The organism is Polaribacter sp. BM10, from assembly GCF_002005425.1.
In the GTDB taxonomy this organism is placed as follows: Bacteria; Bacteroidota; Bacteroidia; order Flavobacteriales; family Flavobacteriaceae; genus Polaribacter; species Polaribacter marinaquae.
Genome location: NZ_CP019704.1, coordinates 434,622 through 456,480 on the forward strand (window position 1 = coordinate 434,622; position 21,859 = coordinate 456,480).

The 21,859-nt window shown below is 28.5% G+C and carries 21 protein-coding genes and 1 pseudogene; 15 read left to right on the plus strand and 7 right to left on the minus strand.

The genetic code is table 11. The features are described from left to right. Window positions 1-52: 52 nt before the first annotated feature. The 5 genes and pseudogenes from sucC (BXQ17_RS01865) to BXQ17_RS01885 all read left to right on the plus strand — a co-directional run bounded on the left by sucC (BXQ17_RS01865) (window position 53) and on the right by BXQ17_RS01885 (window position 3,771). The gene (gene sucC / locus BXQ17_RS01865; protein WP_077808997.1) at window positions 53-1,249 is read left to right on the plus strand and encodes an ADP-forming succinate--CoA ligase subunit beta; all 1,197 of its coding nucleotides are present in this window, start codon (window positions 53-55) and stop codon (window positions 1,247-1,249) included. A gap of 319 nt (window positions 1,250-1,568) precedes the next feature. Continuing rightward, window positions 1,569-2,474, plus strand: a complete 906-nt coding sequence (locus tag BXQ17_RS01870; protein WP_149025847.1) for a hypothetical protein — start codon at window positions 1,569-1,571, stop codon at window positions 2,472-2,474. Between the two features lie 209 nt (window positions 2,475-2,683). Further along, window positions 2,684-2,889, plus strand: a pseudogene (gene sucC / locus BXQ17_RS01875) (succinate--CoA ligase subunit beta); the annotation flags it as partial. Window positions 2,890-2,975: 86 nt separating this feature from the next. Next, the gene (locus BXQ17_RS01880; protein WP_077808999.1) at window positions 2,976-3,440 is read left to right on the plus strand and encodes a hypothetical protein; all 465 of its coding nucleotides are present in this window, start codon (window positions 2,976-2,978) and stop codon (window positions 3,438-3,440) included. Window positions 3,441-3,588: 148 nt separating this feature from the next. Next, window positions 3,589-3,771, plus strand: a complete 183-nt coding sequence (locus BXQ17_RS01885; protein WP_077809000.1) for a hypothetical protein — start codon at window positions 3,589-3,591, stop codon at window positions 3,769-3,771. On the opposite strand, the gene uvrB is transcribed toward BXQ17_RS01885, so the two are convergent. From uvrB to BXQ17_RS01910, 5 genes are all read right to left on the minus strand, one after another. Further along, the gene (uvrB, locus tag BXQ17_RS01890; protein ID WP_077809001.1) at window positions 3,768-5,756 is read right to left on the minus strand and encodes an excinuclease ABC subunit UvrB; all 1,989 of its coding nucleotides are present in this window, start codon (window positions 5,754-5,756) and stop codon (window positions 3,768-3,770) included. The genes BXQ17_RS01885 and uvrB overlap by 4 nt on opposite strands. Window positions 5,757-5,786: 30 nt before the next feature. Then, window positions 5,787-8,687 carry a T9SS type B sorting domain-containing protein gene (locus BXQ17_RS01895; protein WP_077809002.1) on the minus strand — a complete coding sequence of 967 codons (2,901 nt, stop codon included), beginning with the start codon at window positions 8,685-8,687 and terminating at the stop codon, window positions 5,787-5,789. 43 nt (window positions 8,688-8,730) lie between these two features. Continuing rightward, a complete protein-coding gene (locus tag BXQ17_RS01900) occupies window positions 8,731-9,576 on the minus strand; it encodes an ABC transporter permease (RefSeq protein WP_077809003.1) in 846 nt (281 codons plus the stop codon). Window positions 9,577-9,634: 58 nt separating this feature from the next. Then, window positions 9,635-10,534, minus strand: a complete 900-nt coding sequence (locus BXQ17_RS01905) for an ABC transporter ATP-binding protein (RefSeq protein WP_077809004.1) — start codon at window positions 10,532-10,534, stop codon at window positions 9,635-9,637. Window positions 10,535-10,656: 122 nt separating this feature from the next. After that, window positions 10,657-11,148 (minus strand): hypothetical protein, encoded by a 492-nt coding sequence (locus BXQ17_RS01910; RefSeq protein WP_077809005.1) that lies wholly within the window; start codon window positions 11,146-11,148, stop codon window positions 10,657-10,659. A gap of 71 nt (window positions 11,149-11,219) precedes the next feature. On the opposite strand from BXQ17_RS01910, the gene BXQ17_RS01915 reads away from it, so the two are divergent. Then, complete coding sequence (locus BXQ17_RS01915) at window positions 11,220-11,642, plus strand: PaaI family thioesterase (protein WP_077809006.1); 423 nt, start codon at window positions 11,220-11,222, stop codon at window positions 11,640-11,642. A gap of 7 nt (window positions 11,643-11,649) precedes the next feature. Beyond that, window positions 11,650-12,717 (plus strand): chorismate-binding protein, encoded by a 1,068-nt coding sequence (locus BXQ17_RS01920; protein ID WP_187661418.1) that lies wholly within the window; start codon window positions 11,650-11,652, stop codon window positions 12,715-12,717. Between the two features lie 169 nt (window positions 12,718-12,886). Here BXQ17_RS01920 and BXQ17_RS01925 read toward each other — a convergent pair whose 3' ends face one another. Together BXQ17_RS01925 and BXQ17_RS01930 are read right to left on the minus strand one after the other, a co-directional pair. Beyond that, complete coding sequence (locus BXQ17_RS01925) at window positions 12,887-13,255, minus strand: PUR family DNA/RNA-binding protein (RefSeq protein ID WP_077809007.1); 369 nt, start codon at window positions 13,253-13,255, stop codon at window positions 12,887-12,889. Window positions 13,256-13,332: 77 nt separating this feature from the next. Beyond that, entirely contained in the window at window positions 13,333-15,087 is a 1,755-nt protein-coding gene (locus BXQ17_RS01930) for an ABC transporter ATP-binding protein (RefSeq protein ID WP_077809008.1), read from the minus strand. A gap of 280 nt (window positions 15,088-15,367) precedes the next feature. On the opposite strand from BXQ17_RS01930, the gene nusB reads away from it, so the two are divergent. The 8 genes from nusB (at window position 15,368) to BXQ17_RS01970 (ending at window position 21,858) form a co-directional block, all read left to right on the plus strand. Continuing rightward, window positions 15,368-16,306, plus strand: coding sequence for a transcription antitermination factor NusB (gene nusB, locus BXQ17_RS01935; protein ID WP_077811332.1), 939 nt, complete (start codon window positions 15,368-15,370; stop codon window positions 16,304-16,306). A gap of 50 nt (window positions 16,307-16,356) precedes the next feature. Then, complete coding sequence (locus tag BXQ17_RS01940; RefSeq protein ID WP_077809009.1) at window positions 16,357-16,818, plus strand: DUF1573 domain-containing protein; 462 nt, start codon at window positions 16,357-16,359, stop codon at window positions 16,816-16,818. 5 nt (window positions 16,819-16,823) lie between these two features. Continuing rightward, window positions 16,824-17,141, plus strand: a complete 318-nt coding sequence (gene yajC, locus BXQ17_RS01945; protein ID WP_077809010.1) for a preprotein translocase subunit YajC — start codon at window positions 16,824-16,826, stop codon at window positions 17,139-17,141. A gap of 103 nt (window positions 17,142-17,244) precedes the next feature. After that, window positions 17,245-18,183: a CdaR family protein gene (locus tag BXQ17_RS01950; RefSeq protein ID WP_077809011.1), complete on the plus strand. Its 939-nt coding sequence runs from the start codon at window positions 17,245-17,247 to the stop codon at window positions 18,181-18,183. Between the two features lies 1 nt (window position 18,184). Then, window positions 18,185-18,781 (plus strand): dephospho-CoA kinase, encoded by a 597-nt coding sequence (gene coaE / locus BXQ17_RS01955; RefSeq protein WP_077809012.1) that lies wholly within the window; start codon window positions 18,185-18,187, stop codon window positions 18,779-18,781. 115 nt (window positions 18,782-18,896) lie between these two features. Then, window positions 18,897-20,453 (plus strand): sensor histidine kinase, encoded by a 1,557-nt coding sequence (locus BXQ17_RS01960; protein ID WP_368348310.1) that lies wholly within the window; start codon window positions 18,897-18,899, stop codon window positions 20,451-20,453. 15 nt (window positions 20,454-20,468) lie between these two features. Further along, the gene (locus BXQ17_RS01965) at window positions 20,469-21,170 is read left to right on the plus strand and encodes a response regulator transcription factor (RefSeq protein ID WP_077809014.1); all 702 of its coding nucleotides are present in this window, start codon (window positions 20,469-20,471) and stop codon (window positions 21,168-21,170) included. A 70-nt stretch (window positions 21,171-21,240) separates the two neighbouring features. Then, the gene (locus BXQ17_RS01970; RefSeq protein ID WP_077809015.1) at window positions 21,241-21,858 is read left to right on the plus strand and encodes an L-threonylcarbamoyladenylate synthase; all 618 of its coding nucleotides are present in this window, start codon (window positions 21,241-21,243) and stop codon (window positions 21,856-21,858) included. Window position 21,859 lies beyond the last annotated feature (1 nt).

The following is a 21,859-nucleotide window of genomic DNA, read 5'->3' on the forward strand; positions in this document are numbered from 1 at the left end:
CAGTTATAACCAATGAATTTGTATTTTTGTTTCTGTTAAAAACATTCACAAAATGAACTTACACGAATATCAAGGTAAAGAAATATTAAATAGTTTTGGAGTTAGAATTCAAAGAGGAATTGTTGCAAACACTCCAGCAGAAGCAGTAGCAGCTGCAAAAAAACTAACTGAAGACACAGGTACAGGTTGGCACGTAATTAAAGCACAAGTTCACGCAGGTGGTCGTGGTAAAGGTGGTGGTGTTAAGTTGGCAAAAAACTTAGACGAAGTTAAAAGTATTTCTGATGATATTTTAGGAATGATGTTAATTACGCCTCAAACGTCTGCAGAAGGTAAATTAGTTAACCAAGTTTTGGTTGCAGAAGATGTATATTATCCAGGTGATGAAGAGCCAGATGAATATTATATGTCTGTTTTATTAAACAGAGCAACAGGTAAAAACATGATTATGTATTCTACAGAAGGTGGAATGGATATAGAAACTGTTGCAGAAGAAACTCCGCACTTAATTTTTACAGAAGAAGTAGATCCATTATTAGGATTAATGCCTTTTCAAGCACGTAAAGTTGCTTTTAATTTAGGATTATCTGGTGTTGCATTTAAAGAAATGACAAAGTTTGTTACAGCTTTGTATACTGCTTACATCAAATCAGATTCTTCTATGTTTGAAATCAATCCTGTATTAAAAACATCTGATTCTAAAATTATGGCAGTAGATGCTAAAGTTTCTTTAGATGAAAATGCATTATATAGACATAAAGATTATGCAGCAATGCGTGATTTAAGAGAAGAAAACCCAATAGAAGTAGAAGCGAAAGCTGCTGGTTTAAATTATGTAGATTTAGACGGTAACGTTGGTTGTATGGTAAACGGAGCTGGTTTAGCAATGGGAACTATGGATTTAATTAAAGAATCTGGTGGTGAGCCTGCAAACTTTTTAGATGTTGGTGGTACTGCAGATGCTGCAAGAGTAGAAACTGCATTTGGTATCATCTTAAAAGATGAAAACGTAAAAGCAATTTTAGTAAATATTTTTGGTGGTATTGTACGTTGTGACAGAGTAGCACAAGGTGTTGTTGATGCTTATAAAAATATGGGAGATAAAATTACTGTGCCAATTATTTGTAGATTACAAGGTACAAATGCTAAAGAAGCAAAAGAATTAATTGACAATTCTGGTATGGAAATTATTTCTGCTACAGAATTTCAAGAAGCAGCTGATAAGGTTCAAGAAGTTTTAGAAGCTTAATTCTTAAAAAAAATATATTTAGTTAAAACGTCTCAATTTTATTGAGACGTTTTTTTTTAGAGTAAATTATAAAATTCATAAATAGATTATTTCAATACTTTTATTAAAATGATTAAATTAATAAAAAGTTATTTAAAGTGTTGCTAAGTAATAGCTTATGTATTTTTTTAAATTCAAAAGATTATAAAAAATTATATTTCATGTTAGTGCAGGATAGTTTGGGACTAGATGTAGATTATTTTCATCTTTTAACTAACCAAATTAATATAATATGAAAAATTCTAACATTAAAGTTAAAGCGCTAGCTTTAGCATTATCATTGGGAGTATTTACTTCTTGTGAGCAAGAGAATGAAAACATCTTCTTAGATGAAGAAAATTTAAAATTAGAAGAAGTTAATGAAGTAGACCTTCAAGCTCGTCAAGGTAGAGATTGTCAGACTAATGATTTAAATTTTGTTATACCGAATGTCTATTCAGATAAAAATGCTGGTATAAGTAAATTTGTTGATGATAGAAGTTGTTCCTATGATTATGGCCAATCGGGAAACTTTGGAGTTTATCAATTAAATAGCGGAAATAGAAATGGAAGTTTACAAACTAGAATAGAGCGAACTACAGGAACTATCGGTTATTCTAACGGAGCGTCTTTAACTGTTAGTGGTACAGTAAAAATCCTTAATTCAGGTATTAAGAATATGTCGAGCTCTCCTTATGCTCCTTCTGATATGAGAGATGAAAATGGAACTTATATTGCGCAAGTAAAAGGAAAACATACAGGTGGCGGTGGATCACCTGATCCAGCCATCATGTTATTTATTGCTAAACCAGCTAGATACAACAGAGGGTCGATTAATAATGGTGGTGCAGTTTGGCTTGATTCAAGTGGTTATCCAGGGATGTATCATATTTATGCTGAACTTATAAACAAAAGAGGAGGTTCTGGACCAAATGGGAGGAGATTAATATATATTACTAGTGTTTATAGAAATAGTGAATTTAGTTTTAATGTTACTTCTAGATTTACTTCCAATAATAATCATTATATAGATTATAATATTAATGGTTCTTCTAATTCTCATAAAATATCTAGACAAACTGTAAATGGCTATCCTTCAAATCCATTAGATACAAAAATAAGAATGGGAGCTTATAGATGTAAAGGAGGATATGCTGATATTAGATGGAAAAATAATTTATGGACTAACAAACCTAAAAATAGATAGTAACGAAAATATTTAATTATATTTGTTTACATCATAATATAAATTATTTTTACTATAACAACCACTCGCTCGAGTGGTTGTTTTGTTTTGTGTTTTTTTCTTTTAAATAGAGAAAAATGTTTTTAAACATATTTTTTTGAGTCTGAAATTTTACTCATTTTAAAATTAGGGTTACTTTATATGCTGCAAGAGCAGAAACTACATTCAGTATCTAACGTTGTGACAGAGAAGAACAGGTTATTGTTGATGCTTACAAAAATATGGAGATAAAATTACTGTGCCAATTATTTGTAGATTACAAGGTACAAATGCTAAAGAAGTAAAAGAATTAATTGACAATTCTGGTATGGAAATTATTTCTGCGATAGAATTTCAAGAAGCAGCTGATAAGGTTCAAGAAGTTTTAGAAGCTTAATTCTTAAAAAAATATATTTAGTTAAAACGTCTCAATTTTATTGAGACGTTTTTTTTATTTCATATTTTAAATTGTATTTTTAAACTATGACATTTAAAATAAGATTTTTTGCTATTGTAATGTTGCCGTTTTTTTTACAAACAGCAACATTACAAGCCAATGATTTATTTTTGAGACATTCTAATTCTATAAGAGTTTTTCAGGATAATACAGTGTTAATTAAAAAAATTAAAGCTAAAATTAATGCTTTAAGCAAAAGAAGAGATAAGCTAAAAGAACTAAAAAAGTGGTCTAATTCTCAAGAGAAAAAATATAATTTACAATTGAGTAAGCTTAATAAAAGTTTAAATAAGTTAGGAGAAGAATTTGAAATAACTTTAAATGTAGAGCAAATTGTTTCTAAGCTCCAAAAACAATTGAAGTATTTAAATAATGCAAGAGTTAATAGCGTTGCTAAAAATAAATTCACGCAAAAAGACGATTCTATTTATAAACGAAAAGCGGGTAAATTAATTGATAGTATTTTAAGGTTAAGAAGAAGTATTGAATAATTTTAAAGGTTTATTAATTTTTTTTAAAATACGAATTTATATAACATTGTAAATGTTTTGATAGTTAATTTAGTATCACTCTCAGAGAGTACAGGATAGGAGTAGTATATTTTATTTTTAGATAAAATAATATAAAATTTACCCTAGAATGAAAAATTATTACACAAAAATCAAAGCACTAACTTTTTGTGCTACTTTAGGAGCTTTAGTTGCTTGCGAACAAGAAAATAGTTTCTTGTTATTAGAAGAAAATGTTTCTTCAACAAAAAAAACTATGGGTTATTTTTATGATGTTGAAAAGTATTTTATTAGTAAAGTTTTAATGAATTAAATTTTCTCCTTTAAAACTGCAATTTCATCACGTAATTTAGCAGCAACAATAAAATCTAAATTTTTAGCTGCAGCTTCCATTTCTTTTCTTTTATCTCGAATTCTTTTCTCTATTTCTTCTTTAGGTAAATATTGTAAATCTTGCTCTGCGGCAACTTGTTTTGCGTTGTCATAATGATAACTTGATACTGCAGATTTTGATAAAGTATCGTCTATTTTTTTATTTATTTGAGTAGGTGTGATGTTGTTCTTGATATTGTATGCTATTTGTTTTTCTCTTCTTCTATTGGTTTCATCAATAGTTTTTTGCATACTTTTAGTAACTTTATCAGCATACATTATAGCCAAACCATTTACATTTCTTGCAGCTCTACCAACGGTTTGTGTTAACGATTTTACATTTCTTAAAAATCCTTCTTTATCTGCATCTAAAATAGCAACTAAAGAAACTTCTGGTAAATCTAGTCCTTCTCTTAATAAGTTTACGCCAATAAGAACATCAAATAACCCTTTACGCAGGTCTTGCATTATTTCAACACGTTCTAGAGTATCAACATCAGAATGAATATATCTACACCTAATACTAACTCTAGTTAGGTATTTTGTTAATTCTTCTGCCATTCTTTTGGTAAGAGTAGTAACCAAAGTACGTTCATCTTTTTCAACTCTTATTTGAATTTCTTCGATTAAATCATCAATTTGATTTAAACTTGGTCTTACTTCTATTGGTGGATCTAATAATCCTGTTGGCCTTATAATTTGCTCAACAAAAACCCCTTCTGTTTTTTGAAGTTCGTAATCTGCTGGAGTTGCAGATACAAATATTGTTTGATTTTGAATAGCTTCAAATTCTTCAAACTTTAAAGGTCTATTGTCCATTGCGGCAGGTAATCTAAACCCGTATTCAACTAAATTTTCTTTTCTACTTCTATCTCCTCCATACATTGCATGAGTTTGCGGCACGGTAACATGGCTTTCATCAATCACCATTAAATAATCATTAGGAAAATAGTCTAAAAGACAGAAAGGTCTTGTACCAGGTTCTCGTCCATCTAAATATCTTGAGTAATTTTCGATACCAGAACAATATCCTAATTCTCGAATCATTTCTAAATCGAATTCTGTTCTTTCTTTGATTCGTTTAGCTTCTAAGTGTTTACCAATTTCATTAAAAAAATCTACCTGTTTCATCATGTCTTCTTGAATCTGATGAATGGCATTTTGTAAAACATCCGGAGAAGTAACAAATAAGTTTGCAGGATAAATACTTAATTCTTCAAAAGAGTTTATAACAGAATTACTTTCTAAATCGAAAAGTTCTATTTCTTCAATTTCATCACCAAAAAAATGAATTCTATACCCGTTATCGCCGTAAGACGGATATATAGTTACAACGTCTCCTTTGACTTTAAATGTACCGCTTTTAATTTCGTGTTCTGTTCTAGAATATAAACTTTGTACTAATTGATGTAAAAATTTTGTTCTAGAAATTTGTTGACCTACTTGAATAGGAATAACATTCTTTTTAAATTCCGTTGGATTACCAATACCATATAAGCAAGATACTGAGGCTACTACTAAAACATCTCTTCTGCCAGAAAGTAGGGAAGAGGTGGTGCTTAGTCTTAACCGTTCGATATCTTCATTTATAGATAAATCTTTTTCTATATAAGTTCCGGTTACCGGAATATATGCTTCTGGTTGATAATAATCATAGTAAGAAACAAAATACTCTACTGCATTGTCAGGAAAAAATTGTTTAAACTCAGAGTATAATTGTGCTGCTAAAGTTTTGTTATGAGCCAAAACCAAAGTAGGTTTTTTGACCTCTTTTACAACATTTGCAACTGTAAATGTTTTACCAGAACCTGTTACACCTAATAGCGTTTGAAATTTCTCGCCAGCATTAACACTTTCTGATAATTCTTTTATTGCTTGTGGTTGATCTCCGGTAGGAGAAAAGTTTGAAACTAATTTAAAATCCATGTTGTAAAAATACGGATACTAAATGAGAATTTATTTTCTTAATAACGAAAAGTGACCAGTTTGTTTTCTAATATTTCCGTTTACATCTTTTAGAACGGCATTGTACCAATAATCATTTGTGGGTAAAAGTTTACCATTGTAAGTTCCATTCCAACCAGTTTCTGTTTTTAAGTCTATAATTTTAAGAACTTTACCAAATCTATCAAATATTTGTAAATCAACATCGGTATAAAAATTATTATCAATTCCAGAAATGTTCCAAGTATCATTAACGCCATCTCCATTGGGTGTAAAATGTCTCTGAAAATAAATAAATGAAATTTCATTTGTGTTTACAATTCCGCATTCATTTCTATCTCTAATGTAAATTTTATTAAGACCGGTTGGTACATTGGTAAAAGTATACGATAAATTAGTATCACCTTTTTTAAATTCGGTTAAAGAATTGTTATTTAAGGCGTATTCATAATCACCTAAACCTTCTACATTTATAGTTATACTATTGTTAAATCCTTCATCTTGATTATCAATGTATTTTATTGAAATGTTTTCTGCGATGCTAGATTCTAGAACAGAAAATGTTTTATAACCGGTAGTTTCTATATCATCTTCATTTCCTGGTTCGTTTTCATAAAACCTATTAATTATTACTTTGTAATCGCCACCTTTATTGATGGTTAAAGACGAATTTGTTTCATTAGGAATTTCTACAGAGTTTAAATACCATTTGTAACTATCTATAGAGTTACCAGTTTCTGAAAGAATACTTTTAGTTTCTAAAACAGGAGAATTGTCTGGGAAATTTAAACATATAATATTAGGATTAATTGCATTTAATGGTTCTGGAAGCTTGTTAACAAACAGGCTAAATTCTGCAATACCTTCACAAGCATTTCCTTTAGAAATTCTTAAATAAATTCTTGTGTTATTTCCGTATCTGTTTGCAGTGTAAGGTGCCGTTATTTCGTTGGTTTCTTTTGCTGCATCTTCTGAAGTTAAATAGTATTTAAATTGATATTCGCTTCTATTAAAAACACCAGATGAATTAGAAATTACCTTATCGATTTTCTCATCTAAATTAAAAGCGGCATCGTTAGACCCCTCACTATAATTTGTTAAATCTGTAGATGCGTTTATTTCTGCTTTGTAAATGTTTTTAAGTTGATTAAAGCCAGAAGTTGTTGGTGTAACTTTTAACTCTATTTGACCAAATACAGAACAACCAGTTGTATTATTAGTAACTTTTACTTTTAAAATATGTGAATTTGTTATTGCAGCTTCTTTATTAACGTAGCCAACTTTATTACTTATTGGTGTATCATCTAATTCAAAAAACTCAACAGAAACATCAGTAGCGTTATTTGATAATTCGATTTCTTTTGTTTCTAAATTGAAAAAAGTTTTTCCGTCTAGAGAATTAGTGTCATAATCACATTGACTGTAAATTATTGAGTTGTTTATTGTAGGAATCGATTGAAATTCTACTTCTACAGAACTATTGTATGTTTTGTCATTACCACAACTATCTGTGGTTTTAATCTCTAAATTATATTTTCCTGAGCCATAATTAGTGTTTGTAAGTTCTAGTTCTCTTGTTGTAATTCTTATTGATGTGTCTTCTTCTTTAGTCCAAACATAATTATAAGTTCCTAATGCTTCTTCTTCTAGTTTTGGCTCTAATTTTAAACTTTGATCAGCACAAACATTCTGTTTGCTATTGCTTAAAACAATACTAGAGTCTTTTACATCTACAATATCAATAGGTTTAAAAAAAGATTGTATAAAAGGAGGTAAGCCTTGGGTAGCTCTACCTGTGCCTAAGTCGATCGCATCATTAATATAGATAACATCACTAGCATCGGCATCTGGATTTTCGATAACACCAAGAAAACGGGTTCCTGGTATAGAATTATAAATTTTTCCGTTAGGACCCAATTGTAAACCACTTCTAAAACCCGTTTGAGAGCTAATTAACACCTTAGTATCAGCTACATTTGGTTTTGTTAAATCGAATTGGTAAATATTGTTTTGTGAATTAAATGTAGATACATATAATTTATTAGATTGTTTAGAGAATTCTACTCCATAAGGAGCTCCTTCATTATTCGGTTCTGTTAGTCTTTGTATATTTCTGCTTACTACGCCTGTGTTAATATCAAAATCTAAAAGTACTAAGCTACCACCTCCAAAAGAACCAAATCCTTCATTGTAATCTGCCATGGCAATTTTAGAACCATCTGGAGATACTTTTAAGTAACCTCTTTTATCAGTTAAGTTGTAAAAAATGCGACTAATTACAGGATTATTAATATTGACACCTGCGCTCGTAATTTCATAGGCGAAAAAATGATTTTCTACTACCGATAATGCCCAAATAGAACCACAGCTTCCTTGCACTGCAGTAACTTTTTCTGACCAAGAATAAGATAAGTCTTCACCAGTATAAGGGTTTGTATCTAAACTTACGGGGCCAGATGTAACTTCGCCTAAACCACCGTTTAAAGACAAGTCTATAGTGTAAAAGTTAAAACCAGGATTAACAGGATATGATGTGTTACCAACAAAATTAGTACCAACTGTAAAAAGATAATAAATGTTTTTATTCGTTGGGTTTGGTACAAATAAAGCAGATTGCGTACTCGAAGGATTTCCTTCTAAAGAAGTAGCTAGTCTGCCATCAGAAAAAGTCATTATTTCATGTTTCGAGTTGTAAAGAGTTATTCCGTCTGAATAAAATAATAAATCACCGTCTGAATTAGAAATTGATGAACATCCTTCATCTGTACTTAATTTACCATTGTTGAGCGTTTTTGGTTCTCCGTTACTAAAATCTAAACCTGCATTTTCTCCAAAATACCAAAAATTAGCTTCTTTTTGTGCGTAAAAGTTAAGAGCAGAAATTAATATAAAAAATGTAAATAAATTCCTCATTTGATGTAATTGCTATGAATTCATCAAATATATTTAAATTGTACTACAAATCTCTCTTTTTTAACAATGTAAAAGATAAATAAATAAAAATAAAAGTCCATACAGAAGCAATTACAACTGCAGAAAAATCTACAGTGTAACTTTTTGTAAAAGTTTCTCCTATTTGGTTTGCTACAGACCTAACAGCACCTAATCTTGTAAAAGGTTCTTTTATTAAATTTGCCATAGATTCGAAAGGTAAAAACTGCATTACGCTATCTACTTTTTCACTTGTGTTTTCAGAGTCTTTAAAAGTCCAGAATAAATACCCTTTAAACATGCTTTCTACAAATAACCAAACAACCATTGCTCCAACTGCAAATGCAGATCTTTTTACTAAAATTCCGAAGAATAACCCCATAGAAAAGAAGGCTACTAACTTGATAAAAAAAGCTAATAAATATTGCAAATCAGAGGTTATAATTGCCAATTCATTATAATCAGAATAAATTAAACCTAATACTAAGGAAACAAAGAATACGAATACAGTTGAAACAAAAGCAAAAACAATTACTGTATAAAATTTAGATAGTATAAATTCTTTTTTACTTAAGCCATCAATTAAGTTTTGTTTTAAAGTTTTGTAACTATACTCATTTGCCATCATAGACACAATAACTAAGAGTAAAAAGAACTTTAAAATTGCAGCAATGTAGGTGTTAAAATGCCAAATGTATGGGAAATTAAAAATTCCTATTTCTGCCAAATGAAATTTTATAGGGCCAATATCAAACTTAATTGCCGCAATTAATGCAATACAAGTTAAAAGGCCAAAATAGATAAGTGAAAGTACTTTACTAGCTTTATTATGTTTTAATTTATGAAACTCTATAGTTAATAATCTTAACATGATGTTTGGTGTTTTTTGAAAGTTGATGTTTGTTTTAAAACGATGCTAAAACAATGAATTAGTTGTTGTTTGTTAAATCTAAAAATTGCTGTTCTAAACTTGGCTTGCGTTTCACTAAATGACTTAAAGTTATTCCTTTTTCGAATAGAAAAGTATTTAGTGTTGTTGCCGAAATAGCATCGTTTAAAGTAGCGATAATAGTTTCGTGCTCTTTTGTTACCTTATTTATAGAAGGATGATTTTCTAATTCTAAAAGTAATTTTGCTTCATCATCTTCAACTTTTAATTCAAATAAACCGTTAGAAGCGGTCATTTCATCAACTCTACCGCTGTAAAGTTTTACTCCTTTTCTTATTACAACAACATGCGAGCAAACTTTTTCTACTTCGTCAAGTAAATGCGATGCTAATAAAATTGTTGTGCCTGTACTTGCAATTTTATTGATTATTTGTCTAATTTCATGAATTCCTTGCGGATCTAAACCATTTGTTGGTTCGTCTAAAATTAAAATTTCTGGATCATTTAGCAAAGCAGATGCAATTGCTAAACGTTGTTTCATTCCTAAAGAAAATGTTTTAAACTTGCTATTTCTTCTCTCGAAAAGATTTACAGTTTTAAGTTTTTCGTCTATTTTATCTGTTGAAATTCCTTTGATAGTACAAATCAATTTTAAGTTTTGTACAGCAGTCATGTAAGGATAAAAATTAGGTCTCTCTATAATTGCACCAACTTTTTTTAAGGCTTCGTGTGTAGATAATTTTCCGTCGAACCAAGAAAATTCTCCAGAAGTTCTATTAACTACATTTAAAATAATTCCTAAAGTGGTAGATTTTCCACTGCCGTTGGGACCTAAGATTCCGTATACATTTCCTTTTTTAATATCAAAAGAAAGATTGTTTACTGCGTGTACGGTTCCGTATTTTTTATCGAGGTTTTTTAAAGATAAGATAGTTTCCAAAAAGTTGAATTTAGTCGGTTATGATAGTAAGACGACTAATTTACAATTTTGTTACTTAAAAAAAAGGTATTTATTTAAATTGCTTATTTTAAGTGATTTGAGAGTTTTTGAATAATAGAATATTAATATTCGTTGAAATCAAAATCATCAAAAGGATCAAAATCATCCTCATCATCATCAAATTCTGAATCTAATTTTTCTGCTACAAATTCTTTTTCTGGAGCTTCTTTTGGAATTTCTCCTACCGATAATATAGTTTGTGGTAAATCTTGTTTTTCATCCGCAGAAATATCTACAACATCAACATAAAAAGTCCACATATTTAAAAAATCGTAAACATAAATAAGCTTGTCATTAACATTAGGTAGTGTTTCTTTTAAAACACATGTTTGCATCGAAATACCTTCACCGGCTTCTGCCATGTTAAATAACGGAATTTCATCTCCTTGATTCCATTCGTCATCCGTTCTATAAAAAGAGGCCATTTCTTGCCCTTCAAAACCAAAAGATTTTGCAATTGTAAAATGTAAATCTTCTAAATTAAAAGAATTACTTACAATTATTGTTCTTAAAATGTCTTCTTTAGTGTCTAAAATTACGCGTATTTTGTACATAGAATGGTTTAACTTTTCAGTTGCAAAAATACAATTTTTTATACGTATTTTTACATAATTAATAATAGATTATGGATAAAACAAGTATTTTAAAATCATTTAACGAGCGTTCTAAAAACACGTTAATGGAAACTCTTGATATTGAATATGTTGCTGTTGGAGACGATTTTTTAACAGCCAAAATGCCAGTAAATTCTAATGTACATCAACCTTATGGGCAGCTTCATGGTGGTGCAACTGCAGCGTTAGCAGAAAGTGTTGGTAGTGCAGCTTCTAACTTTTTTATTGATAATAAAACTCAGTTTATTAACGGAATTCAATTGTCTATAAATCATATAAAAAGTAAAAGAGAAGGTATGGTTTATGCAACAGCTAAAAATATTCACAAAGGTAAAACGACACATCTTTGGGAAGTAAAAATTGTTGATGAAAATGATGCTTTAATTTCTGTTGCTAAAATGACAAACATAGTTCTAGATATTCGTAAAAAATAATTTCAATTTGAATAATTTACTCGATACAATTGCTAAACATTTTTCTAATAATTTGCCTTTTGTTGCATATAGAAAACCGAACAAAAGTTTGGTTACTGCTTTTTTACTAAAAGATAATACGTTAGAATTTACATCAGAATTTACAGAAAGTGGTTTTGTTTTTGCGCCTTATAAAAAAGAAGAAAAGGCAATTTTATTTTCTTATAAAAAAGCTTTAATTATTTCTGAAAACATAGATGCACAAGAAAAACTTCTAAGAGATGATATAGCAACTAGTTTAGTTGATTTTGATAGGGAAAAACACATAAATATTGTAAGTAAAGCAGTAGAAACTATAAAAACTAATAATTTACAAAAGGTTGTTATTTCTAGAGAAGAACTTGTAAAATTAAAACCTGTAAACATTTTAGAGATTTACAAAACATTGCTATCAACCTACCAAAATGCATTTGTTTATGTTTGGTTTCACCCAGAAATTGGTTTGTGGTTCGGTGCTACACCAGAAACATTATTAAACTTAAAAGGCACTAATTTTAAAACAATGTCTTTAGCAGGTACTCAAGTAAATACCAACAAAAAAGACATTATTTGGAAGTCCAAAGAATTAGAAGAGCAGCAATTGGTAACTAATTTTATAGAAACACAATTACAACCAATTTCTAATAATTTAATTATTGATAAAACAGAAACAATTAATGCAGGAAGTCTTTTGCATTTAAGAACTAAAGTATCTGGAATTCTAAGCGAAAAATCTAATTTAAAAGAATTGATTAGGGCTTTACATCCAACCCCGGCGGTTTGTGGTTTGCCTCGTAATTTAGCTAGTAATTTTATAGATTCTAATGAAGGTTATAACAGAAAATTTTATACAGGTTTTTTAGGTGAGTTAAACTTTAATATTTCTAAAACAGAAATTCGAGAATCAGCTTTATTTGTTAACTTAAGATGTATGAAAATTAAAGATAATACAGCTTATATTTATGTTGGTGGCGGAATTACAAAAGATAGTATCGCAGAAAAAGAGTGGGAGGAAACAGTTTCGAAATCTAAAACTATGAAACGTGTTTTAAACTAAAAATATAAATATAAAAAAACCGCAAATAGTAAGTTTGCGGTTTTTTAATTTTTGTGTAAAATTTGAATTTGAATTGAAATTGTATATAATGTAATAAGAGATTAATTACTCTTTATTTATTATTTATTTCTTTTGAGTTGTTAAATTTAAACAAATTTTTTGAATAAACTTATATGTCATCGAAAGAAATGTCTGTAAAACTTTCTGTAGAAGCAGTTTCTTCTGCAGTATTTTTAGGCTCTTCTTTCTTAAAATCTTTCTGATGACGTTCGCTAATTACTTCATCTCCTTTTTCATTTATAATATAATCTGTTGCTTTTTTTAGCATTTCATGAAAATCTGTAAAATCTTCTTTATATAAATAAATTTTATGCTTTTGGTAATGAAAAGTTCCGTCATCGTGAGTAAACTTTTTACTTTCTGTTACCGTTAAATAATAATCGTCTGCTTTTGTTGCTCTTACATCAAAAAAATACGTTCTTCTTCCTGCTCTTAATACTTGTGAAAAAATTTCTTCCTGTTCAACTCTCTCTGCCATGTTCTTTTAAATAGTAGTTATGTTGTTTATTATTAGTAACAAATCTAATAAAATATTTTACTTAGCAATGTTAAAGATTAATTTTCTTTTTCTAAAAGTTGTTGTTCGTATAAATCTTTATAATAGCCTTTTTCTGTTATTAATTGATTATGAGTACCTTGTTGACTGATTTTACCATCGTCTAATACAATTATTTTATCAGCATTTTTAGCAGAAGAAACTCTATGACTAATAATAAAAGTGGTTTTGTTTTTAGAAACTCTTTTTAAATTTGTTAGTATTTTTTCTTCAGTCTCTGTGTCTACTGCAGACAAACAATCATCAAAAATTAAAATTTTAGGATTCTTAATAATTGCTCTTGCAATAGAAACTCTTTGTTTTTGTCCTCCGGATAATGTTACACCTCTTTCTCCTAAAACAGTATCATACTTGTTCGGGAAATCGATAATATTTTTATGAACATCCGCATCTTTTGCAGCTTGTATAATTTGTTCTTCTGTTGCATCTTCTTTTCCGAATTTAATATTGTCACCAATACTTTCAGAAAACAAAAACGGATCTTGTGGAACAAAACCAATTTGATTTCTAACATCATTAAGGTTTGCTTGTTCAATTGGTTTATTATCAATTAAAATTAAACCTTCTTTTGTGTCGTATAATCTTGCAATAAGCTCTATAATTGTAGATTTTCCAGAACCAGTTTTTCCTAAAATAGCGATTGTTTCACCTGGTTCTGCGGTAAAATTAATATTTTTTAATGCCGTAATATTTGTGTCTTCATAGGTAAAGGTTACGTCTTTAAATTCTACTTTACCGTTTAAAACTGTTGGTTTTGTGTTATTATTCTCAATATCTGGCACTTGTTCTAAAAACTCGTTAATTCGAACTTGCGAAGCTTCTGCTTGTTGTATCATAGAAGTTACCCAACCTATTACTGCAACAGGCCAAGTTAAAATATTTACATAAAGCATAAATTCTATAATTGTACCAATTTGAATTTCATCATTTATATATTGTTGCCCACCAATGTAAATAACAATAATATTGCTTAAACCAATAAGAAGTACCATTAACGGAAAAAAAAGTGCATTTGCTTGTTGTAAATGAATGTTTTTCTCTTTGCTTTTATCAGCAATTTCATCAAAATCTTTGATAATAGATTTTTCTATTCCGTAAGATTTTACCACACCAATTCCAGAGAAAAACTCTTGATTAAAAGTGGTTAATTTTGATAAATATTCTTGTACAATACTACTTCTTTTGTGAATTACTTTACTTAAAACGAAAATAGAAATTGATAAAACAGGAAAAGGGATTAATGTATACATGGTTAGTTTTACATCAATATTTATCATTTGAGTAAAACCAACTACAAGCAAAACAATCATATTCATGCTATACATTACTGCAGGACCAACGTACATTCTTACTTTAGAAACATCTTCAGAAATTCTATTCATTAAATCTCCTGTTCTATTTTTTTTGTAAAAATTTAAAGATAAGCGTTGGTATTGTTGATAGATTTCGTTTTTTAAATCGAACTCTATTAATCTAGAAGTTACAATAATGGTTTGTCTCATTAAAAAAGTAAAAAAACCAGCTAAAATTGCTACACCAATAATTATCAATACATTAATTAAAAGTTGATGTTTTACAAGTTCGATATCGGTAATTGTTCCGTTTTGGTAATCTTCTACAATATTTAAAGAATCACCAACAATTTGCGGAACCTTAAGTGCAAGTAATTTAGATAAAATGGTAATTAAAATACCAATTAATAAACGCCATTTATACTTTATAAAGTACTTATTTATATATTTTAGAGCTTTCAATTTTTAATTTGAAGTTTTAGAGATAAAAATACTACTTATTGCAATTGTATTTATTTAATTAATGTTAAAAGAAATACAAATAAGAAGTACTTTTTAATGAAGTACGAAGATACATTTTTATAAATAATTTAATGCTTTTTTTGCCTTTGTAATCTTGATATAACAAATTGAAAAAAGAAATTAAAATAGATGTGTATTTAGAAGTAAAATAATATTATTTTTGTGGCTCGTTAAAAACCAAAACCATCGTGTTTTATTTCATAAAAGTTCTTTAGAAAAAATGATTAACAGAAGACATATTCGAGTTAAAGTAATGCAATCTGTATACGCAATGTTACAGTCTCATAATGATGACATTATTAGAGAAGAAAAATTCTTAAAACACAGTGTTTTAAAAATGTTTGATTTATATGTTTTAAACATGCAGCTGTTAGTAGAAGTACAAAAATTAGCCGCAAAGAAAATTGCACTTTCTAAAAAGAAAATTCTTGCTACAGAAGCAGATTTAAAACCAAACACAAAATTTATAGATAATAAGGTAATTAATATTATTGCCGAAAGTGTAAGTGTAGAAGGATATTTAGAATTAAATAACCTAAAACATTGGGAAGACAACGATGAGTATGTAAAGATTGTATTCGAAGAACTTCAAAATAGCGATTTATATAAAAAATATATTGCTACAGAAGAAGATTCTTTTAAAATAGACAAAGCTTTTGTTATCGATTTCTTTAAAGAAATTATTGCACCAAATGAGAAGTTAGCAGATTTTTACGAAGATGAAATGATTTCTTGGGTAGATGATATTCCTTTTGTAAATACTTGGGTTGTTAAAACTTTAAGCAAACAAAAAGCAAACGGATTGTTTGTTTTAGGTTCTTTATATAAAGATAAAGATGACGAAGAGTTTGTGTCTAAGCTTTTTAGAAAAACAGTTTTAAAACAAGCAGAGTATAAACAAATTATAGAGGATAAGACACCTAATTGGGAGTCTGATAGAATTGCAGAAATAGATATGATTCTTTTACAAATGTCTATTGCAGAGTTTTTTAACTTTCCGTCGATACCAACTAGAGTTTCAATTAACGAGTACATAGAAATTTCTAAAGACTATTCTACATCTAAAAGTAGTTATTTTATAAACGGAGTTTTAGATAAGATTTCTAAAGAGTTTATAGCAAATGACAAAATTGTTAAAATAGGTAGAGGACTTATTTAAAATATGTAAACACAAAATATTTTATTAATTTTACAAAAAATAGATTTACAATGAAAAAAATATCATTCTTATTCGCGTTTTTAATAGCATCAACTTTTATGGTTTCTTGCGATAGCGGAAGTGCAACAACAAAAATTAACAAAGCTAACTTAGATAATGCAAAATCTAGAGATGCAGAAATTAAAAAAGGAGTAGCTACAATTTCTTTAGACAAAAAAGAGTACGATTTTGGTACTGTAAACGAAGGAGATATTGTAGAAACTGTATTTAAAGTAACAAACTCTGGTAAAACAGATTTAGTTATTACAAACGCAACTGGTTCTTGTGGTTGTACGGTTCCTGTGTGGCCAAAAGCACCAATTAAGCCAGGAGAAACTGGTGAAGTTGCTGTTAAGTTTAACACAAATGGAAAACCAAACAGACAAATGAAAACTGTAACTTTAACTACAAACACAGAATCTGGTAGAGAAGTTTTAACATTAAGAGGTTCTGTTACACCTAAAGCTAAATAATCATAATGTTTAACTCAATTTTATTACAATTAGATTCTGGTAGTTTGGCTAGTATGTTACCATTTGCTGCAATGATTTTAGTCTTATATTTTTTTATGATAAGACCACAAATGAATCGTCAGAAAAAAGAGAAAGCTTTTCAAGCAGAAATAAAAACTGGTACAAAAGTGATTACTTCTAGTGGTATACACGGTAAAATTACTGATGTAAATAATACAGATAATACAATAACTATAGAAACAGGAGCAGGAAAAATTAAATTCGAACGTTCTGCAATTTCTATGGAATTAAGTAAAAAATACGCAGCACCTGCTAAAAAATAATTTTGCTTAACAAATAATTTAAAGTGAGTATTGTCTAATTTAGACAATACTCACTTTTTTGTTTGTACGCTTTTGTGTAGATTGCAGTAACAAAAAATCTCTATTGAAAACAACAAAGAAAATACCCAAAACATTTATTAGTTTCCTTTTAGTTTCTTTACTAATTTGGCTTTTAATTACATTTTCTAAAGAGTATAATACATCTATTGTTTTTCCGGTAGATTATAGTAATATTTCACAAAATAAATTACTTCAAGCTACACCAACCAAAGAGTTAGAAGTCTTAGTAAAAGCAAATGGTTTTAAGATTCTTAGAACTAGGTTCAATGCAAAAACAATTGTTATTGACGCTAGCTCGTTGATTAAAAAACAAGGCACTAAACATTTTTTACTTTTAAATAAGCAGCAAAAAAATATAGCGAAACAATTACCTTCTGGTATAGAATTGAAAGAAATTGTAAAAGACACAGTGTTTTTAGATGTTGGTAGTTTAGTTTCAAAGAAAATAGCCGTAAAACCCAACTTAAAATTAAATTTTCATGTTGGATATGATCTTTCTGAAGAAGTTAAAATTACACCAGATAGTATTACTGTTTCTGGTCCAGAAATGCTTTTGTCAAAAATGAACAATGTAGAACTTGAACCTTTAGTTTTGCAAGACTTAAAAGTAGATTTTACCAAAAAACTATCAATAAAACCAAAAGAAAATTACAAAAATTTAAAATTTAAAACTAATAAAATTACTGTTTCTGGAAAAGTAGAAAAGTTTACCGAAGGGTCTTTAAATATTGAATATAAAATTATAAACGTTCCTGAAGGAGTTGTAATAAATACGCTTTCTAAAGAAGTACAATTTACATATGTTGTTGGTCTTTCTAGTTTTAATAAAATTAATAAAAGCGTAATTAAAATAGAATGTGACTACAGCGAAACAACTGCAAGTAATTTAGGATATCTAATTCCTAAATTAGTGCATAAACCATCAGTAATTAAAGGTTATAAGATAACACCAAATAAAATAGATTTTTTAATTCAGAAATAAGATGATAATTGGCTTAACAGGAGGTATAGGAAGCGGAAAATCTACAGTGGCTAAAATGTTTAATGAGTTTTCTACAGTTGCAATATATATAGCAGATATAGAAGCAAAACAGTTAATGAACACATCAAAAGTTATCAAAGAAAATCTTATTAAATCTTTTGGTGAAGAAGTGTTTAAAAATGCAGTTTTAAATAGAGATTTTTTAGCAAATATTGTATTTAAAGATAAAGAAAAGTTAAAGGTTCTTAACAATATTGTGCATCCAGAAGTTAAAAATCATTTTAAAAAATTTGTAGAAAATAACTCTGATAAAGATTACATTGTGTATGAAAGTGCAATTTTATTCGAAAGTAATACTCAAAACCAATTCGATTTTATAATTACTGTTTATACTGATTTAGAAGAAAGAATCAATAGAATTATAAAAAGAGATAATACTACTAGAAAAGAAGTGTTAAACAGAATAAATATTCAATGGAAAGACAATAAAAAAATGCTTTTATCTAACTATGTTGTTGATAATTATAATGTTAAAAACACCAAGATTTTGGTTAAACAGATTCATAATATTTTAACAAAAAAGCAATGCTCAATTTAAGGAACCCTATCAGTTCTGTTAAATAAGTCTTAAAGTTCTAATAAAACAGTTAATTTAGGTTAAAATCGATAACTACAACTTTTGAAAGTAGTAAATTTGATTTATGCGTAAAAAAATGTTTATTCTTATTGTTGTTTTAATGAGTATTTCCTTGATAGGAATTATTGCTGTACAACTCTATTGGATTAACAATGCGCTAGAAAGTAAACAAGCACAATTTAAAAATGATGTGCAAAAATCTTTGGGTGCTGCAACCGAGAGAATTAACGAAAAAGAAATTTCTACTTTTCAGAAAAAAATTAACGAAATAATTTCTAAAGAAGGATTGGCTGGTACAGCCGAATTGAAGCAACATTTAATTCAACAAATAGATACATCAACAAACACTAAAATTACAGTTGGTGGTACTTTTTTAGAAGAAAATTTTAAGTTAACATCAGATTTTTTAAATCACGATTCTATAATCTATAAAAGAGTTACAGGTAGAACAGATTTTTCTAAATTATCTTTAATTAAAAGTCCAGAAGAATTATTTCCGAAGTTAGACGAACAAAGGTTTTCTTTTACAAGAAGATACACAGAGTTTGATAGATTACAGACTATAGAAATTCTAAATTTTGTTAATAATAGAAAATTAATTCACCAACGTTTAAGCAACAAAGATTTAAATACAATTATTAAAGAAGAACTTGTTAAAAGAAACATTGTATTAGATTTTAAATATGGTGTTTATGGTTCTGATGGTTTGGCAACAAAATTAAAATCTGGTTATTACACAATCGATACAAAAGATAGTTTTAAATATCCGTTGTTTTTTGATCCTTTAGGAAACACAACTTATAATTTACATGTTACTTTTCCGGATAAAAATGATCATATTTTGGCAGGAATTTCTAATATTTTATTGCTGTCGTTGTTTTTTATATTCATTATAATTATTGCTTTTTCAAGTTCATTATATCAATTAATTCGTCAGAAAAAAATATCAGAGATTAAAACTGATTTCATCAATAATATGACGCATGAATTTAAAACGCCAATAGCAACAATAAATTTGGCATTAGATTCGATAAAAAACCCTAAGATTTTGGGTGACGATTCTAAGGTTTTGCGATATGTGCAAATGATACGTGATGAAAATAAAAGAATGCATTCTCAAGTAGAAAATGTATTAAGAATATCTAGATTAGAAAAAAATCAGATAGATTTAAGTAAGGAAACCATAGACTTACACGACATTATAGAAGACGCAATTACACATGTTAGCTTGTTAATAGAAGATAGAAAAGGTAAAGTTTCTACTCATTTCAAAGCAATTGTATCAGAATTACCAGGAAACCAATTTCATTTAACCAACGTGGTTGTAAACATGTTAGAAAATGCAATTAAATATTCTGAAGGCGCACCAATTATAGATGTTTATACCGAAAGTACAAGTAAGTTTTTTGTGTTTAAAATAAAAGATTCTGGTATTGGAATGAGTAAAAACGTTCAGAAACAAGTTTTTACAAAGTTTTATAGAGAACAAAAAGGAAACATACACGATGTTAAGGGCCATGGTTTAGGTTTGGCTTATGTAAAAGAAATTGTAGAAAAACACCACGGAACAGTTTTTGTGGAAAGTGAGAAAGGAAAAGGTAGCATATTTACAGTAAAATTACCTTTAATTTAAAATAAAGAAATAATAATGGGAAGTAAAAAGATTTTATTAGTTGAAGATGATCCAAATTTTGGAACAGTTCTAAAAGATTATTTAGCATTAAACGATTATAACGTTACACATGCAAAAGATGGAATAGAAGGTTTAATTATGTTTAAAAACAGCGATTACGATTTATGCATTTTAGATGTAATGATGCCTCGTAAAGATGGTTTTTCTTTAGCACAAGATATTCGAGTAACAAATAAAGAAGTGCCAATTATTTTCTTAACTGCAAAAACGCTTAAAGAAGACGTTTTAAAAGGTTATGCAGTTGGTGCAGATGATTATTTAAATAAACCTTTCGATTCGGAAGTTTTGTTACACAAAATTAAAGCTATTCTACAAAGAAAAGAAACAGATAATTCTACAGAAAACGAACAGTTTGAGTTTACAATTGGAAATTTCTTTTTCAATTCTAAATTACGTCATTTATCTGTTGGTAAAGATGGAGAGCCTGTAAAATTATCGCCAAAAGAAAGTAAATTGTTGCGTATGTTAGCGCTTCATAAAAACGATTTAATGCCTAGAGAGTTGGCATTAACTAAAATATGGAGAGATGATAACTATTTTACTTCTAGAAGTATGGATGTTTACATTGCTAAACTAAGAAAGTACTTAAAATTAGACGAAAAAGTAGAAATTTTAAATATTCACGGAGAAGGATTTAGATTAGTAGATAAATCTTAATTTCTAAAATTCTTCCCAAATAAAATAACTCAGTTTGTATTTCAAGCTGAGTTTTTTGTATTTTTATATTATGGCAGAATTTATAAGAATCTATAACGAAAATCCAAACCCAAAAGAAATTGCAAAGGTTGTAAAAGTTTTACAAGCTGGTGGTTTAGTTATTTATCCTACAGATACGGTTTATGGTTTGGGGTGCGATATCACAAAACCAAAAGCTTTAGAAAAAATTGCTCAAATAAAAGGAATCAAGTTAGAAAAAGCCAATTGGTCTTTTATTTGTAACGATTTAAGCCATCTTTCTGATTACGTTAAACAAATAGATTCTGCTACTTTTAAAATACTTAAAAGAGCTTTGCCTGGTCCATATACTTTTATTTTACCAGGCAGTAAAAACTTACCAAAAGTCTTTAAAAAGAAAAAAACGGTTGGTATTAGAATTCCAGATAATTCGATAATTCGAACCTTAGTGCAAGAACTTGGCAACCCAATTGTATCTACATCTATTAGAGATGATGATGATGTGTTAGAGTATACTACAGATCCGGAGTTAATTTTTGAAAAATGGCAAAATTTAGTTGATGTTGTTATTGATGGTGGTTATGGCGGTAATGAAGCGTCTACCGTAATCGATTTAACAGAAGAGCCAGAAGTAATTAGAGAAGGAAAAGGAAGTCTAGATATTCTTTAAT